Raw genomic sequence first — 15,512 nt, forward strand, 5'->3', positions numbered from 1 at the left:
TCGCGCGGAGATGCGAAGCGGACGCGGGGCAGCGCACCATCTCTACGGCGTCCTAGGAGGATGGGGTGATTGCTCAAGGGACGCGAATGGCGCTCGGGGACGCGCCCGGCTGGCTAGCGTCGGAGGGGTGCGGGACGGGGTGATCGAGACGCTCAAGGCGGACCCGGCGATGTCCGGTCTGCGCCGGTCGCTGGACTTCTACCACGGCGACCCGGCGCGCGACGCCGCCCTGGACGCGTTCTACGCCCCGCTGGTCCGCGCCGGTGACCTGGTCTTCGACGTCGGCGCGCACGTGGGCGACCGGCTCGGCAGCTTCCGCCGTCTCGGTGCGCGCGTGGTGGCGGTCGAGCCGCAGCCGCTGTGCGCCCGGGTGCTGCGCGAGATGTACACGGGCGACGACGGCGTGACGGTGGTGGAGGCGGCGTGCGGGCGTACAGCCGGGCCGGTGCGACTGCACGTGAACTCGGCCAACCCGACCGTCTCCACCGCCTCCCCCGGGTTCGTCCGCGCCGCCGACGGCGCACCCGGCTGGACGGGCGAGATCTGGGACGCCCAGATCGAGGTGCCGGGCACCACGCTGGACGCGCTCGTGGCCGCGCACGGCGTACCGGCGTTCGTGAAGATCGACGTGGAGGGCTTCGAGGACGCCGTGCTGGCCGGGCTGAGCCAGCCGGTCCCCGCGCTGTCGTTCGAGTTCACCACCATCGCCCGGGTGGCGGCGGCGCGCTGCCTGGACCGGCTCGCCGCGCTCGGCTTCACCCGGTTCACCGTGGCGATCGGTGACGAGATGGAGTTCGCGCTGCCCGGCTGGCGTCAGGCCGCCGAGGTGGCCGCGTACCTGCGCACGCTGCCGGACGAGGCCAACTCCGGCGACGTGTACGCCCGCCCCTGAGCGTCCACTTCGGACCGCCCTGCACGAAGGAACGAGGCATCGACCCTGCTCATCGCCGTGATCGGCGGAGCCGCAGCCCGGGCACTTTTTTCAAGCCTCGAACTTAGCAGTGCATCGTTATCCGTCTGTGATTGACGTGACCCGCGCCACTTGGGTTGACTGCCACGGAACCGCTTCCGCAACCGGTTCCGAAACACCCCGCTCATCCCTGCGACCCGGGAGCGTCACGTGCCGATCACCATCGCCGACGTCGCCACCCGCGCCGGGGTGAGCAAGACGACGGTCTCCCGGGTGCTCAACGGCAAGGGCGAGGTGCACGTCCGTACCGCCGACCGGGTCCGTGCCGTGATCAGCGACCTCGGGTACGTGCCGAGCGCCCGCGCGGTCGGCCTCGCCCGGGGGCGTACCCGGGTGGTCGGGATGCTGGTCCCGGCGCTGACCTGGCCCTGGATGGGCGAGGTGCTCCAGGGCGCGGCCGACGTGGTCGAGGCCGCCGGCTACGGCATGCTGCTGTTCACCTGCACCCACGGCGACGAGTCGATGCGCCGGTTCGCCTCCCAGGTCTCGGCCAAGTCGTTCGACGGCCTGCTCGTGGTCGAACCGGAGGGGACGCTCGACTACATCACCGAGCTGCACCGGCGCGGCCTGCCGGTCATCCTCATCGACGACCGGGGCCACCAGCCCGGCTTCCCGTCGGTGCGGACCACGAACGAGGAAGGCGCGCGGGCCGCCGCCACGCACCTGCTGGCGCTCGGCCGGCGGCGGCCGCTCGTCGTCACCGGCCTGCGCCGGTTCGGCTGCACCCGGGAACGGCTCGCCGGGTTCGCCGGCGCCTACGCCGACGCGGGCGTACCGATCGAGCCGGACCGGGTGGTGGAGGGCGACTTCACCTTCGAGTGCGGGCGCGCGGCGGTACGGCGGCTACTCGCCGACGGCGTACCGTTCGACGCCGTCTTCGCCCACAACGACCTGTCGGCCGCCGGGGCGTTGCAGGCGCTGCGCGACGCCGGGCGGCACGTCCCGCAGGACGTGGCGGTGGTCGGCTTCGACGACCTCCCGCTGGCCGGGCACACCCACCCGCCGCTGAGCTCGGTGCGCCAGCCCCTGCGGGAGATGGGTACGGCGGCGGCCCGCCTGCTCATCGGCCACCTCGCCGGCACCCCGCTGCCGGACACACCGACCGTCATCCCGACCGGCTTCACCGCCCGCGACTCGACGACCACGAGCGACCCGACCGCACCGGACTCGACAGGCGCGCGGGAGCCGGCGGGTGCCCGCGTCACCTGACCCACCCCGCCGTACCGGCGACCACGCCGGCGGGCCCGCCCGCCGGTGGCACCACCGCACACCTCCATCCACCACATCCCGCCCGAGGACTGCGGGACCACCGAGGGAGACCTCCATGAGAAGACGGCAACTCCTCGCCCTCGCGCTGGCCGGCGCGATGGTCACCGGCGCCGCCGCCTGCGGCGACAGCCCGAACGCGAACAAGAAGAGCGGCCAGGCCGCGACCGTGTTGAACGTCGGCATGCCCAACGGCCCGCAGGCGGAGAACAACAACCCGTTCCTCACCACCTCGGCCGCCGCGTCGCTCGGCTACCGGTGGCAGATCTACGAGCCGCTGATGATGTGGAACCCGGTCAAGCCGGCCGAGCCGTTCAAGCCGTGGCTCGCCACCAAGGCCGAGTGGTCGTCGGACTACAAGACGGTCAAGGTGACCATCCGGGAGAACGCCACCTGGTCCGACGGGCAGAAGGTCACCGCCGAGGACGTCGCGTTCACCTACAACCTGGTGAAGAAGTTCCCGGCCCTCAACGACCAGGGCGTGCCGTACACGGACGCCGTGGCCAGCGGCAACGAGGTCACCATCTCGATGGCCAGCCCGCAGTTCGTCAACCAGCAGAAGGTGCTGTGGCGGGTGCCGATCGTGCCAAAGCACCTGTGGGAGAAGATCGCCGACCCGGCCACCGACCCGGTGAAGCAGCCGGTCGGCAGCGGCCCGTACACGCTGAAGTCGTTCACCCCGGCGACCACGACGCTCTCCATGCGCGACAGCGGCTACTGGCAGGACCCGCCGAAGGTCAAGGAGCTGCGATACACGTCCTACACGGACAACAGCGCGCAGACCACCGCGCTGGCGAACGGCGAGTCGGAGTGGAGCTTCGTCTTCATCCCGAACTACCAGACCGTGTTCGTGGCGAAGGACCAGAAGAACCACAAGATGTGGGCGCCGCCGGTGCTGGGCATCCACGGCCTCTACGTGAACACCACGAAGAAGCCGTTCGACGACCCGACGCTGCGCAAGGCGATGAACATGGTGATCGACCGGGCGGACATCTTCACCACCGCCGAGGCCGGCTACTTCCACCCGGAGGTCAAGAGCGTGACCGGCCTGCCCAGCCCGGCCGGTGACTCGTTCATCGCGCCCGAGTACAAGGGCCAGGAGCACAAGGTCGACGTCGAGGGCGCCAAGGCGCTGCTCGCCGGCGCGGGTTACAAGCTCGACGGCACCACGCTCAAGGACAAGAGCGGCAAGCCGGTCACGATCCGGCTCACCGACCCGGCCGGCTGGTCCGACTACCAGACCAGCCTGGAGATCGTGAAGGGCAACCTGGCGAAGATCGGCATCGCGGCGACCATCGACAAGGCCAACCAGGACGCCTGGTTCCGCAACGTCGAGCAGGGCAACTTCGAGGCCACGTTCCGGTGGACCGAGTCCGGCGCCACGCCGTACGACATCTACCGGACCATCATGGACGGCCGCGTGCTCAAGCCGATCGGCACCGCCTCCCCGGCGGGCAACTTCGGCCGGTTCCAGAGCAAGGAGGCCACCGACGCGCTGGTGTCGTACGCCAACGCCACCGACGACGCCACCCGCACCACGGCGATGGCCACCCTGCAGAAGATCTTCGTCGAGCAGGTGCCGATGATCCCGGTCGGCGCGGACAACATCGGCGGCGCGTACAGCACGAAGAACTGGACCGGCTGGCCGGACGACTCGAACCCGTACGGCGCGCTCCAGCCCACCCAGCCCAACGCGGTGGACGTGGTGCTGCACCTCAAGCCGGTCGCCGGCTGACCCGGCGCCGCCGGCCCGGCCACGATCGCCCGGCCGGGCCGGCGGCGCCCGCCCCTCTCTTCGGCAACCCTGAGACAGGAATGCGGCATGACGTTGACCGAGAGCGCACCGGCGCCGGCCGACGAGGTGGTGCTGGAGGCCGTCGGCCTGACCAAGCACTTCCCCGTCCGCCGGCGGCTGCGTGACCTCCTCTCCCGCACCCCGGCGGTGGTGCACGCCGTCGACGACGTATCGATCGCGCTGCGCCGTGGCCGGGTGACGGCACTCGTCGGCGAGTCCGGCTCCGGCAAGTCCACAGTCGCCCGGCTGCTGGCCCAGCTCTACCCGCGCACCGCCGGCGACATCCGGCTGCACGGCCGCTCGACCCGGGTACGCGGCGGGCGCCGGTTCCGGGCGTACGTGCGCCGGGTGCAGCTGATCCTCCAGGACCCGTTCGCCTCGCTGAACCCCGTGCACACGGTCCGCTACCACCTGACCCGGTCGCTGCGCATCCACGGCAACGCCGGGACCGGACCGGACGGGCTGGAGAAGGCGCTCGCCGGCCTGCTGACCCGGGTCGCGCTCACCCCGCCGGAGCGCTACCTCGACGCGTTCCCGCACGAGCTGTCCGGCGGGCAGCGCCAGCGGGTGGCGATCGCGCGGGCGCTCGGCGCCGATCCCGAGGTGCTGCTCGCCGACGAGCCGGTGTCCATGCTCGACGTGTCGATCCGCCTCGGCGTGCTCAACCTGCTCCAGGACCTCAAGGACCGGCTCGACCTGGCGATCCTCTACATCACCCACGACATCGCCTCGGCCCGCTACTTCGCCGACGAGACGATCGTCATGTACGCGGGGCGGATGGTCGAGGGCGGTGACAGCGAGACGGTCACCCAGCGCCCGGCCCACCCGTACACCCGGTTGCTCATCGAATCGGCGCCGGACCCGGAGCGGATCACCGGCGCGGGCGGCGACGGCGCGGCGGCGGGCGAGCGGGGTCACGGCGAGCCGCCGAGCCTGATCCGCCCGCCGGCCGGATGCCGGTTCCACCCGCGCTGCCCGGCGGCCATGCCGCGCTGCGCCACCGACCTGCCGCCGCCGATCCCGGTCGACGACGCGCCGGGCCACTGGGCGGCGTGCTGGCTGTACGACGCGGACACCGTCGCCACGGAGAAGCCTGCGAACGCGGAGAAGCCTGCGAACGCGGAGCAGGCCGGAACGGAGGCGGCCCGGTGAGATTCCTGCTGCAACGGGTGGCCTTCTACCTGTTCACCGCCTGGGCGGCAATCACGCTCAACTTCTTCATCCCGCGGATGGTGCCCGGCGACCCCGTACAGTCGCTGATCTCCCGCAACCAGGGCCGGATCAGCGCCGACGCGATCGCGTCGCTGCGGGTGCTGTTCGGGCTGGACTCCGACCGCTCGCTGTGGGAGCAGTACGTCGCCTACTGGGGGCAGCTCCTGCACGGCGACCTGGGGCTGTCGTTCACGTTCTTCCCCGCCCCGGTGTCGCAGGTGATCGGCGACAGCCTGCCGTGGACCGTCGGCCTGGTCGGCGTCACCACGATCGTCAGCTTCCTGCTCGGCACCGCGCTCGGCGTCGGCGCCGGCTGGCGGCGCGGCTCGTGGATCGACGGGCTGCTGCCGGCCACCACGTTCCTGTCCTCGATCCCGTACTTCTGGCTCGGCCTGGTCGCGATCGCGCTGTTCGCCGGGCCGGGCAGCTTCTTCCCCTCCTCCGGCGGCTACGAGCCGGGCCTGGTGCCGGCGTTCGACGCGTACTTCGTGCCGAGCGCGATCCAGCACAGCATCCTGCCCGCGGCGACCATCCTGGTGTCGTCGATGAGCGGCTGGATCCTCAGCATGCGCAACATGATGGTGACTGTCGCCAGCGAGGACTACATCACCGTGGCGCACGCCAAGGGGCTGTCCGAGCGCCGGGTGGCGCTCAGCTACGCCGCCCGCAACGCGCTGCTGCCGAACGTGTCCGGGTTCGCGCTGTCGCTCGGCTTCATCGTCGGCGGCACGCTGCTCGTGGAGATCGTCTTCTCGTACCCGGGTCTGGGGTTCCAGCTCTTCCAGGCCGTCGGCGCGAAGGACTATCCGTTGATGCAGGGCATCTTCCTGATCATCACGATCTCGGTGCTGGTGGCGAACCTGCTCGCCGACGTGGCGTACCTGCTCCTCGACCCGCGGACCCGAAAGAGCTGAGCGATGACACTCTCCCCGTCCAGCATCGAGCAGGTCATCCCCGGCCAGGGGGCGATGGCGCAGCCGTCGGCCCGGGCACGCCGCCGCCGGTTCCGCTTCGTCGCCAACGCCAAGGCCGCGACCGGCCTGGCAGTCCTCGGGGTGTACGTGCTCCTGGCGGTGATCGGGCCGTGGATCGCGCCGTACGACCCGGACGCGCGCAGCGCCGACGTGCTCCAGGCGCCCTCGGCCCGGCACTGGTTCGGCACCACCCACCTCGGGCAGGACATCTTCAGCCAGATCCTGGTCGGCGCGCGCAGCGTCATGGTGGTGGGCCTGATCGCCGGCGTGCTCGCCACGATCCTGTCCATCCTCATCGGCGTGACCTCCGGCTATCTGGGCGGCGCAGCCGACGAGGGCCTGTCGGCGGTGTCGAACGTGTTCCTGGTGATCCCGGCGCTGCCGCTGATCATCATCGTCACGTCCCTGGTCGACCAGGCCGGCGACATGCTCGTGGCGCTCATCATCGGCCTCACCTCGTGGGCGTGGGGCGCCCGGGTGCTGCGCGCGCAGACGCTGTCGTTGCGCCGCCGCGACTACGTCGAGGCCGCCCGCGCCACCGGCGAGCGGACCTGGCGGATCATCGGCTTCGAGATCCTGCCGAACCTGACCGCGATCATCGCCTCCGGCTTCGTCGGCACCGTCATCTTCGCGGTGATGTCGGAGATCACCCTGGCGTTCATCGGCATCTCGTCGATGACGTCGTGGAACTGGGGCACGATCCTGTTCTGGGCGCAGGGACAGCAGGCCCTGGCGCAGGGCGCCTGGTGGTGGTTCGTCCCGGCCGGGCTGGCCATCGCGCTGCTCGGCACCGCGCTGGCGCTGATCAACTTCGGCATCGACGAGTTCGTGAGCCCGCGGCTGCGCACCGGCGGCCGGACCCGGATCCGTACCGCCGACGGTCGCGTCGTCGCGATGCGCGTCGGGTTCACCCCGGTGCTCGCGCCGGTCACCGCGTCGGTGCCGATGCAGCCGCGCGACGCCGACGGCCGGCCGCCCGCCGACGCCGTCAGGCCGCCCGCCGACGAGAGAGGGAAGCGCGCATGAGCGACCAGGTGCTGGAGATCCGCGGGCTGTGCGTCGACTACGGCGTCGGCGCGGAGGCGGTCCGCGCGGTCCGCGACGTCGACCTGACGCTGCACCGCGGCGAGGTGCTCGGCCTGGCCGGGGAGAGCGGCAGCGGCAAGTCCACGCTCGCGTACGGGCTGACCCGGCTGCTGCCCCCGCCCGGCGTGGTCAGCGGCGGCCAGGTCATCTACCACCCGGGCGACGGCCCGCCGGTCGACGTGCTCACGCTCAGCCCGGCGAAGCTGCGCGAGTTCCGCTGGGCGGAGACGTCGATCGTGTTCCAGGGCGCGATGAACTCGCTCAACCCGGTGCACAAGGTCTCCACCCAGCTGCTCGACGTGATCCGGGCACACGAGCGCAGGAGCACGTCGGCGAGCCGGTCGGCCCGGGCCAAGGAGCTGCTGCGCCTGGTCGGCATCTCCGCCGACCGGCTGGACAGCTACCCGCACCAGCTCTCCGGCGGCATGCGGCAACGGGTCATGATCGCGATGGCGCTGGCGCTGGAACCGCAGGTGGTCATCATGGACGAGCCGACCACCGCGCTGGACGTGGTGATGCAGCGGCAGATCCTCGGCCAGCTCGCCGAGCTGCGCGAACGCCTCGGCTTCGCGGTGCTGTTCATCACCCACGACCTGTCGCTGCTGGTCGAGTTCTCCGACCGGATCGCGATCATGTACGGCGGGCGGATCGTCGAGGAGGCGCCCGCCACCCGGCTGTACCGGGAACCGCTGCACCCGTACACCGAGGGGTTGCTGCACTCGTTCCCGGCGCTGCACGGGCCGCGCCGCGAGCTGACCGGCATCCCCGGCTCCCCGCCGGACCTGCGCGCCATGCCCTCCGGCTGCGCGTTCCATCCCCGCTGCCCGAAGGCGTTCGACGGGTGCGACGAGCAGGTGCCGGTGCTCGGCGCCCCGCGCGTCGACGACCCGGCGCGGGCCGTCGCGTGCCGGCTGCACCCGGCCGTCGCGCCCCTGTCCCGCTGACCCGCCCGACACCACCCGCTACCCGCGAGGAGAACCATGGACACCGACCTCACCCGCCCGTCGTCAGTCGCCGGCGCGGACCCGATCGACACGCTGCCGCCGACCTTCCGGTGGGGGGTGGCGACGTCGTCGTACCAGATCGAGGGCGCGGTGGCCGAGGACGGCCGCACCCCGTCCATCTGGGACACGTTCTGCCGGGTGCCGGGCGCTGTGGCGAACGGCGACAACGGCGACGTGGCGTGCGACCACTACCACCGGATGCCGCAGGACGTCGCGCTCATCGCCGACCTGGGACTGGACACGTACCGGTTCTCGGTGGCCTGGCCCCGCGTGCAGCCGGGCGGGCGCGGTCCGGCGAACGTGGCCGGGCTGGCCTTCTACGACCGGCTGGTGGACGAGCTGCTCGGCCGGGGCGTCGAGCCGTGGGTGACGCTGTACCACTGGGACCTGCCGCAGGAGCTGGAGGACGCGGGCGGCTGGCCGAACCGGGACACCGCGTACCGGTTCGCCGACTACGCGGAGCTGGTCTTCGCCGCGCTCGGCGACCGGGTCCGCACCTGGACCACGCTCAACGAGCCGTGGTGCTCGGCGATGCTCGGGTACGCCTACGGCGACCACGCCCCGGGCCGGCGGAACCTGGGCGACGGCATCGCCGCGGCCCACCACCTGCTGCTCGGGCACGGGCTGGCGACGCGGCGGCTGCGCGAGGCGGCCCGCTCCCCGATCGAGCTGGGCCTGACGCTGAACCTGTCCACCGCCGACCCGGCCACCGGCAGCGCGGCGGACCGGGACGCCGCGCGGGCCGCCGACGGGCTGGCCAACCGGCTCTACCTCGACCCGGTGCTGCGCGGGGCGTACCCGCAGGACGTGATCGCGGACCTGGCCGCCGAGGGGGTCCGTATCCCGGTCGAGGACGGCGACCTGGACGTCATCGCCACCCCGATCGACGTGCTCGGGGTCAACTACTACTTCGGGCAGTTGCACTCCGGCGTGGACGAGCAGGGCCGGGACCGCGACGACGACGGCAAGCCGGTACGCCGGGTGGTCCGCCGCGACCTGCCGCGTACCGCGATGGACTGGGAGATCGTGCCGGAGTCCTTCACCGACCTGCTGGTGCGCCTGCACCGCGACTACCCGGGCACGCCCATGGTGATCACCGAGAACGGCGCCGCGTTCGACGACACGCCGGACGCCGACGGGTTCGTCGCCGACGACGACCGGGTCGGCTACCTCACCGAGCACCTGCGGGCGGTGGCCCGGGCGCGGGCGGCCGGCGCCGACGTGCGCGGCTACTTCGCCTGGTCGCTGCTGGACAACTTCGAGTGGGCGTACGGCTACGACAAGCGGTTCGGCATCGTCCGGGTCGACTACGACACGCAGCGCCGCACCCCCAAGCGCAGCGCGCTGTGGTACCGGGACACCGTGCGGCGGGTCCGCGGGCAGCGCTGACGCCGCGGCGTGGGGCCGGGCCGGTCAGTGACGCCGGCCTTGCCCCCACGCCGGAACCGGGCGGGCGGCCGGGTCGCGGGCCACGCCGCCGTCGCGCAGCAGCCGGGTCATCGGCAGGGTGGCCGCGCCCATCGCGACCGCGTCCGGTCCGAGCCGGCACAGCTCGATCGAGGTCTGCGCGTACGGCTGCCGCAGCGCGTGCCGCGCGGTGGCCTCGCGGATCGCGGGCAGGTGCCGTTCGCCCAGGGCCAGCCCGGCCCAGCCGCCGAGCACCACCCGCTCCGGGTTGAACAGGTTGACCAGGTTCGCCACCCCGGCGCCCAGGTAGCCGACCGTCTCGTCGATCACCTTCGCGGCGGTGCTGCCGGTGGAGCGCAGCAGCTCACCGAAGGCGGTCTCCTCGTCCGCGCCGGGCGCCGGGCGGCCCCGGTTGGCCTGGCGGAACCGGTCCAGCACCGCCTCCGCCCCGACGTACGCCTCCAGGCAGCCGAGGTTGCCGCAGCGGCAGCGGCGGCCCCCGTACACGATTGTGGTGTGGCCCCACTCCCCGGCGCTGCTGTGCGCGCCGCGGTAGCCGACGCCGTCGGCGACCACGCTCGCGCCGACGCCGGAGCCGACCAGGGCGACCACCGCGTGCCGGACGCCGCGGCCGGCGCCGAACCACATCTCGGCCTGGCCGAGCGTCTTCGCGCCGTTGTCCACGTGCACCGGTACGTCGGTGCCGGCGCGCAGCATCGCGCCGAGCGGCACGCCGTCCCAGCCGAGCGTCTGGGCGTGCACCACGGCGTCGGCGGTGCGCTCGACGGTGCCGGCGACGGCGACGCCGAAGCCGAGGACCGCGGCCGGGTCGACGCCCGCCTGCTCGGTGACAGCGGCGAGGCCGTGCCGCAGGTGCGCGGCGACCTGCTCGGGGTCGGGGTCGGCCGCGGCGATCGGGTACTCCGCCTTCGCCAGTGCGGTCATGCTCAGGTCGAACAACTCCACCTGGACCCGGGTCTCGCCGACGTCGGCGCCGACCAGGTAGCCGTAGCCGGGCGCGACGCGCAGCAGCACGCGGGGACGGCCGCCGTCGGACTCGACCGAGCCGGCCTCCTCGACCAGGCCCTCGTTGATCATCTCGCCGACCAGGTTGCTGACGCTGGCCAGGCTGAGCGCCGTGGACTGGCCCAGCTCGTGCCGGCTGAGCGGACCGTCCAGCCAGATCCGGGTCAGCAGGACCGACCTGTTGGCCCGGCGCATGTCACGCACCGTGGTGCGTCTGGCGTCCACGTCGCCGCCGTCCTTCCCGGCCGCCCGCGGGCGGCTTTCGTTCCTGCTTCACACCCTGAACGGGGTGGTGACAGGGTACGCCGCATTTACACTTAACAAAGTTAACTGATAACCTCCGGCGCATCGATGAGGAGGTATGTCATGCGACTCGGACGTGGGATGACCGCTCTGCTCGGTGGCGTCGCGCTGCTCGCCGCCACCGCTGCCGCCCTGCCCGCCACCGCCGCCACACCGGCCCGCGCCGTCGGCGCGCTCGTCGCCTGTGACGCGCCGGGCTGGGCCGAGGGCGTCACCTGGACCGCCGGCAGCCGGGTGACCTATAACGGCCGGCTCTACCAGGCGCTCGTCACGCACACCCCGCCCGCCGGCGCGGGCTGGAACCCGGCCGCCGTACCGGCGCTCTGGACCGACCTCGGCGCCTGCACCGGCGGCACGCCGTCGCCGAGCCCCACCACCCGGCCGCCGTCGCCCTCCCCCACCGCCTCCCCTTCCCCGACCGCCTCCCCCACGCGGACGCCGACGCCCACGCCCACTGTGTCGTCCAGCCCGACCACGCCGGGCGGAGACACCTGCGCGCTGCGGTCCCGGCCGTCCGGCAAGGTGCTCCAGGGCTACTGGGAGAACTGGGACGGCGCCGCGAACGGCGTACACCCCGGCCTCGGCTGGATCCCGATCACCGACTCCCGGATCACCGGGCACGGCTACAACGTGGTGACCGCCGCGTTCCCGGTCATCCGCGCCGACGGCACCGTGCTCTGGGAGGACGGCATGGACGCCGGCGTCAAGGTGCCCACCCCGGCGCAGGTGTGCCAGGCCAAAGCCGCCGGGCTCACAGTGCTGCTGTCCATCGGCGGCGCCACCGCCGGGATCGACCTCAGCTCCAGCGCGGTCGCCGACCGGTTCGTCGCCACCGTCGTGCCGATCCTCAAGCGGCACAACTTCGACGGCATCGACATCGACATCGAGACCGGCCTGACCGGCAGCGGGAACATCAACCAGCTCTCCCCCTCGCAGGCCAACCTGATCCGGATCATCGACGGGGTGCTGGCCCAGATGCCGGCCGGCTTCGGGCTCACCATGGCGCCGGAGACCGCGTACGTCACCGGAGGCAGCGTCACCTACGGCTCGATCTGGGGCGCGTACCTGCCGATCGTCAAGAAGTACGCCGACAACGGGCGGCTGTGGTGGCTGAACATGCAGTACTACAACGGCTCGATGTACGGCTGCGCCGGTGACTCGTACCCGGCCGGCACCGTGGCCGGTTTCGTCGCGCAGACCAACTGCCTCGACGCCGGCCTGGTCGTGCAGGGCACCACCATCCGCGTACCGCTCGACCGGCAGGTCCCCGGGCTGCCCGCGCAGGTCGGCGCCGGCGGCGGCTACATGAGCCCGGCGCTGGTGGCCCAGGCGTGGAACACCTACCAGGGCCGGCTCAAGGGCCTGATGACCTGGTCGGTCAACTGGGACGGCTCGAAGGGCTGGACGTTCGCCGACAACGTCCGCTCGCTCCAGGGCCGCTGAGACGCGGCGCGGGGCCCCGCCGGACGGGCGGGGCCCGCGCCGGGTCAGGCGATCTTCTTCGGGGTGATCTTCTTCGGCGTGGTCGGGGAGTCCAGCCAGGCGTTGATCAGCGCGGTGAAGTCGCGGCCCGTCTGCTTGTTGACGAAGGCGATGAACGAGGCCCGGTCCTGCGGCGTGTTGCGCTGCTCCTGGACCCAGGCGCGGGCCAGCGCGAAGAACGCCGCGTCGCCGACCGTCCGGTGGATCTCGCGCAGCATCGCCGCCGGGCACAGATAGACGTTCCCCTCGGCGAACCGCTTCGGGTCGGGCCGGCCGGGCGGACCCAGCTTCTTGCGCAGCACGGCGTCACCCTCGCGCAGGTAACGGTCCAGGCTGGCCTCGCTGAGCTTCAGCGTCTCCTTGGTGTACAGGTCCTGGATGTACTTCGCCCAGCCCTCGTTCAGCCACAGGTCCGTCCAGGTGGTGGGCGTGACCGAGTTGCCGAACCACTGGTGGGCGTACTCGTGCAGCAGATCGCTGCCCCAGCGGTCCCGGCGGGCCGTGGTGTTCTCGATCTTCCGGCCCATCGTGATCATCTGCTGGGTCTCCATGCCCGACGCCGAGTCCACCACCACGACGCCGCCGGAGGGGAACGGGTACGGACCGAACTTCTTCTCCAGCCAGGCCAGGTACTGCGGGGACTTCTTCAGGTACGGCAGCAGCTTGTCGTCCGCGCCCTTGCGGTACCAGTAGGTCAGCGGCACGCCGCGCGGCCCCGCCGCGGTCAGCTTCTGGTACTTCCCCACCGCGAGCGTGGTCAGGTAGGTCGCGACCGGGTCGGTGCTCCGGTAGCTGAACGTGGTGCCGGACTGACCGGCGGGCGTGCCGCCGGCGATCGCGGACCAGCCTGCCGGCACTGTCACCCGGATGTCGTAGAGGGCCTCGTCCGACGGCTGGTCGTTCGCCGGGTACCAGGTGAACGCCCCGAACGGCTCCTGCATGGTCCAGAGGTCGCCCTCCTTGGTGACGGTGAGACCCAGGGCCTCGGTGTCCTTGCGGTGCGACGGCATCGGGGTCGTCTTCGGCCGGCCGTGGTAGGTGACCACCAGGGTCACCGGCTCGTCCGCCACCACCGGGGCGGACACGGTCAGCTTCTCCTTCGCCACCGCGCCGGGAACCGTAGCGCCGTCCAGCGTGACGCTGTCGAGCTGGTAGGGCATGAAGTCGAGAACCAGGCTCGGCGCGTCCTTCACCGGCCGGATCCGCAGCGTGGCGGTGCCGGTGAGGGTGGTGGTCGACGGCGCCCACTCCAGCGCGAGGTCGTAGTGCAGGACGTCCAGCGCGTCGGTGCCCCGGGCCGGATAGACCGGGTCGGCCACCGGCGTCGACCGCCCCGCCTGCCAGGCGGCGTAGTCGACGGCGGGCGCGGTCGGGCTCGGCGAAGTGGAGGCGGAGGGGGTCGCGGCCGGGGTGGCGGGAGCGGTGGTGCACCCGGCGACGAGCAACGGTACGAGGAGCATGATCAGGGTTACGGGGCGGCGCATCAGCGCACCCTACGGCAGTGATCGATCTTCGTGGGGGCGTCTCGGCTGGCGCGGGTTGCGAGACCCTGCGAGGCTGGCGCTCGTGTATGACTACGACCTGCTGGTGCTGGGCTCCGGACCGAGTGGACAGAAGGCGGCGATCGCCGCGGCGAAGCTGGGCCGCCGCGTCGCGATCGTGGACCGCCGCGACATGCTCGGCGGGGTGTGCATCAACACCGGCACCGTGCCGTCCAAGACGCTGCGCGAGGCGGTCCTCTACCTGACCGGGCTGAGTCAGCGCGACCTCTACGGCAGCAGCTACCGGGTCAAGGAGGACATCACCGTCGCCGACCTGGCCGCCCGCACCCAGCACGTGATCACCCGGCAGACCGACGTCATCCGCAACCAGCTGGCCCGCAACAAGGTCTCGCTGATCACCGGCACCGGCCGGTTCGCCGACGCCCACTCCGTCTGGGTCGACGCCGGCTCCGGCCGGGAGACCCGGGTCAGCTTCGACAAGGCGGTCATCGCCGCCGGCACCCGCCCCGCCCGCCCGGACAGCGTCGACTTCGACGACCGGACGATCGTCGACTCCGACGGCGTCATCAACCTTCAGGCCGTCCCGCGCAGCATGGTCGTCGTCGGCGCCGGGGTGATCGGCATGGAGTACGCGTCCCTGTTCGCCGCGCTCGGCACCAAGGTGACAGTGGTCGAGCGCCGCTCGCGGATGCTCGACTTCTGCGACGAGGAGATCGTCGAATCCCTGAAGTACCACCTGCGGGACCTGTCGGTGACCTTCCGCTTCGGCGAGGAGGTGGCCGCCGTGGAGAAGCACCGCAGCGCCGCGCTCTGCGTCCTGCGCAGCGGCAAGAAGATCGCTGCCGACACGGTGATGTACTCGGCCGGGCGGCAGGGGCAGACCGACGACCTCGCGCTGGAGGCGGCCGGGCTCACCGCTGACCACCGGGGCCGGATCACCGTCGACGCCGACTACCGCACCACCGTCGAGAACATCTACGCCGTCGGCGACGTGATCGGCTTCCCCGCGCTGGCGTCCACCTCGATGGAACAGGGCCGGCTGGCCGCCCAGCACGCCTGCGGCGAACCGGCGCGCGGCATGTCGGACCTGCAACCGATCGGCATCTACACCATTCCGGAGATCAGCTTCGTCGGGAAGACCGAGGAGGAGCTGACGGATGCGTCCGTCCCGTTCGAGGTGGGCATCGCCCGCTACCGGGAGCTGGCCCGGGGGCAGATCGTCGGCGACTCGTACGGCATGCTGAAACTGCTGGTCTCACCCGAGGACGGGCGGCTGCTCGGGGTGCACGTGTTCGGCACCGGCGCCACCGAGATCGTCCACATCGGGCAGGCCGTGATGGGCTGCGGCGGCACCGTCGACTACCTGCTGGACGCCGTCTTCAACTACCCGACGCTGGCGGAGGCGTACAAGGTGGCCGCCCTCGACGCCGCCAACAAGATCCGCAACATCACCCGGATCGACACCTGACCCTGCCCTCTCCCTGG

12 protein-coding genes are annotated in these 15,512 nt (G+C 72.0%); 10 read left to right on the top strand and 2 right to left on the bottom strand.

All coding sequences use genetic code 11. The features are described 5' to 3' along the window. Window positions 1-169 precede the first annotated feature (169 nt). The 8 genes from BFV98_RS04710 (at window position 170) to BFV98_RS04745 (ending at window position 9,696) form a co-directional block, all read left to right on the top strand. Entirely contained in the window at window positions 170-892 is a 723-nt protein-coding gene (locus BFV98_RS04710) for an FkbM family methyltransferase (RefSeq protein WP_071098750.1), read from the top strand. A 228-nt stretch (window positions 893-1,120) separates the two neighbouring features. Then, on the top strand, window positions 1,121-2,179 hold the full coding sequence (locus tag BFV98_RS04715) for a LacI family DNA-binding transcriptional regulator (RefSeq protein ID WP_013286258.1): 1,059 nt from the start codon (window positions 1,121-1,123) through the stop codon (window positions 2,177-2,179). Window positions 2,180-2,294: 115 nt separating this feature from the next. Beyond that, complete coding sequence (locus tag BFV98_RS04720; protein WP_071095070.1) at window positions 2,295-3,971, top strand: ABC transporter substrate-binding protein; 1,677 nt, start codon at window positions 2,295-2,297, stop codon at window positions 3,969-3,971. Window positions 3,972-4,058: 87 nt separating this feature from the next. Beyond that, window positions 4,059-5,183 (top strand): ABC transporter ATP-binding protein, encoded by a 1,125-nt coding sequence (locus BFV98_RS04725; RefSeq protein WP_071095071.1) that lies wholly within the window; start codon window positions 4,059-4,061, stop codon window positions 5,181-5,183. Continuing rightward, window positions 5,180-6,157 carry an ABC transporter permease gene (locus BFV98_RS04730; protein ID WP_013286255.1) on the top strand — a complete coding sequence of 326 codons (978 nt, stop codon included), beginning with the start codon at window positions 5,180-5,182 and terminating at the stop codon, window positions 6,155-6,157. The genes BFV98_RS04725 and BFV98_RS04730 overlap by 4 nt, the downstream gene beginning before the upstream one ends. 3 nt (window positions 6,158-6,160) lie before the next feature. Further along, on the top strand, window positions 6,161-7,243 hold the full coding sequence (locus tag BFV98_RS04735) for an ABC transporter permease (RefSeq protein ID WP_013286254.1): 1,083 nt from the start codon (window positions 6,161-6,163) through the stop codon (window positions 7,241-7,243). Then, the gene (locus tag BFV98_RS04740) at window positions 7,240-8,247 is read left to right on the top strand and encodes an ABC transporter ATP-binding protein (protein WP_047894460.1); all 1,008 of its coding nucleotides are present in this window, start codon (window positions 7,240-7,242) and stop codon (window positions 8,245-8,247) included. The genes BFV98_RS04735 and BFV98_RS04740 overlap by 4 nt, the downstream gene beginning before the upstream one ends. Window positions 8,248-8,283: 36 nt before the next feature. Continuing rightward, window positions 8,284-9,696 (top strand): GH1 family beta-glucosidase, encoded by a 1,413-nt coding sequence (locus tag BFV98_RS04745; protein WP_071095073.1) that lies wholly within the window; start codon window positions 8,284-8,286, stop codon window positions 9,694-9,696. Between the two features lie 24 nt (window positions 9,697-9,720). Here BFV98_RS04745 and BFV98_RS04750 read toward each other — a convergent pair whose 3' ends face one another. After that, window positions 9,721-10,965 (bottom strand): ROK family transcriptional regulator, encoded by a 1,245-nt coding sequence (locus tag BFV98_RS04750; protein ID WP_013476852.1) that lies wholly within the window; start codon window positions 10,963-10,965, stop codon window positions 9,721-9,723. A gap of 141 nt (window positions 10,966-11,106) precedes the next feature. On the opposite strand from BFV98_RS04750, the gene BFV98_RS04755 reads away from it, so the two are divergent. Continuing rightward, a complete protein-coding gene (locus tag BFV98_RS04755) occupies window positions 11,107-12,486 on the top strand; it encodes a glycosyl hydrolase family 18 protein (protein WP_013476853.1) in 1,380 nt (459 codons plus the stop codon). Window positions 12,487-12,530: 44 nt separating this feature from the next. Here BFV98_RS04755 and BFV98_RS04760 read toward each other — a convergent pair whose 3' ends face one another. Then, entirely contained in the window at window positions 12,531-14,009 is a 1,479-nt protein-coding gene (locus BFV98_RS04760) for a M1 family metallopeptidase (RefSeq protein WP_071095075.1), read from the bottom strand. An 82-nt stretch (window positions 14,010-14,091) separates the two neighbouring features. On the opposite strand from BFV98_RS04760, the gene sthA reads away from it, so the two are divergent. Next, entirely contained in the window at window positions 14,092-15,495 is a 1,404-nt protein-coding gene (gene sthA / locus BFV98_RS04765; protein WP_071095077.1) for a Si-specific NAD(P)(+) transhydrogenase, read from the top strand. The last annotated feature ends 17 nt before the right edge of the window (window positions 15,496-15,512 follow it).

Source organism: Micromonospora sp. WMMB235 (assembly GCF_001855515.1).
Lineage (GTDB): Bacteria > Actinomycetota > Actinomycetes > Mycobacteriales > Micromonosporaceae > Micromonospora > Micromonospora aurantiaca.

What these genes read in the sequence shown, in the direction of transcription:
- BFV98_RS04725 (WP_071095071.1), top strand. Translation starts at nt 4,059, where the DNA reads ATGACGTTGACCGAGAGCGCACCGGCGCCGGCCGACGAGGTGGTGCTG.
- BFV98_RS04740 (WP_047894460.1), top strand. Translation starts at nt 7,240, where the DNA reads ATGAGCGACCAGGTGCTGGAGATCCGCGGGCTGTGCGTCGACTACGGC.
- BFV98_RS04735 (WP_013286254.1), top strand. Translation starts at nt 6,161, where the DNA reads ATGACACTCTCCCCGTCCAGCATCGAGCAGGTCATCCCCGGCCAGGGG.
- BFV98_RS04755 (WP_013476853.1), top strand. Translation starts at nt 11,107, where the DNA reads ATGCGACTCGGACGTGGGATGACCGCTCTGCTCGGTGGCGTCGCGCTG.
- BFV98_RS04710 (WP_071098750.1), top strand. Translation starts at nt 170, where the DNA reads ATGTCCGGTCTGCGCCGGTCGCTGGACTTCTACCACGGCGACCCGGCG.
- BFV98_RS04745 (WP_071095073.1), top strand. Translation starts at nt 8,284, where the DNA reads ATGGACACCGACCTCACCCGCCCGTCGTCAGTCGCCGGCGCGGACCCG.
- BFV98_RS04720 (WP_071095070.1), top strand. Translation starts at nt 2,295, where the DNA reads ATGAGAAGACGGCAACTCCTCGCCCTCGCGCTGGCCGGCGCGATGGTC.
- BFV98_RS04760 (WP_071095075.1), bottom strand. Translation starts at nt 14,009, where the DNA reads ATGCGCCGCCCCGTAACCCTGATCATGCTCCTCGTACCGTTGCTCGTC.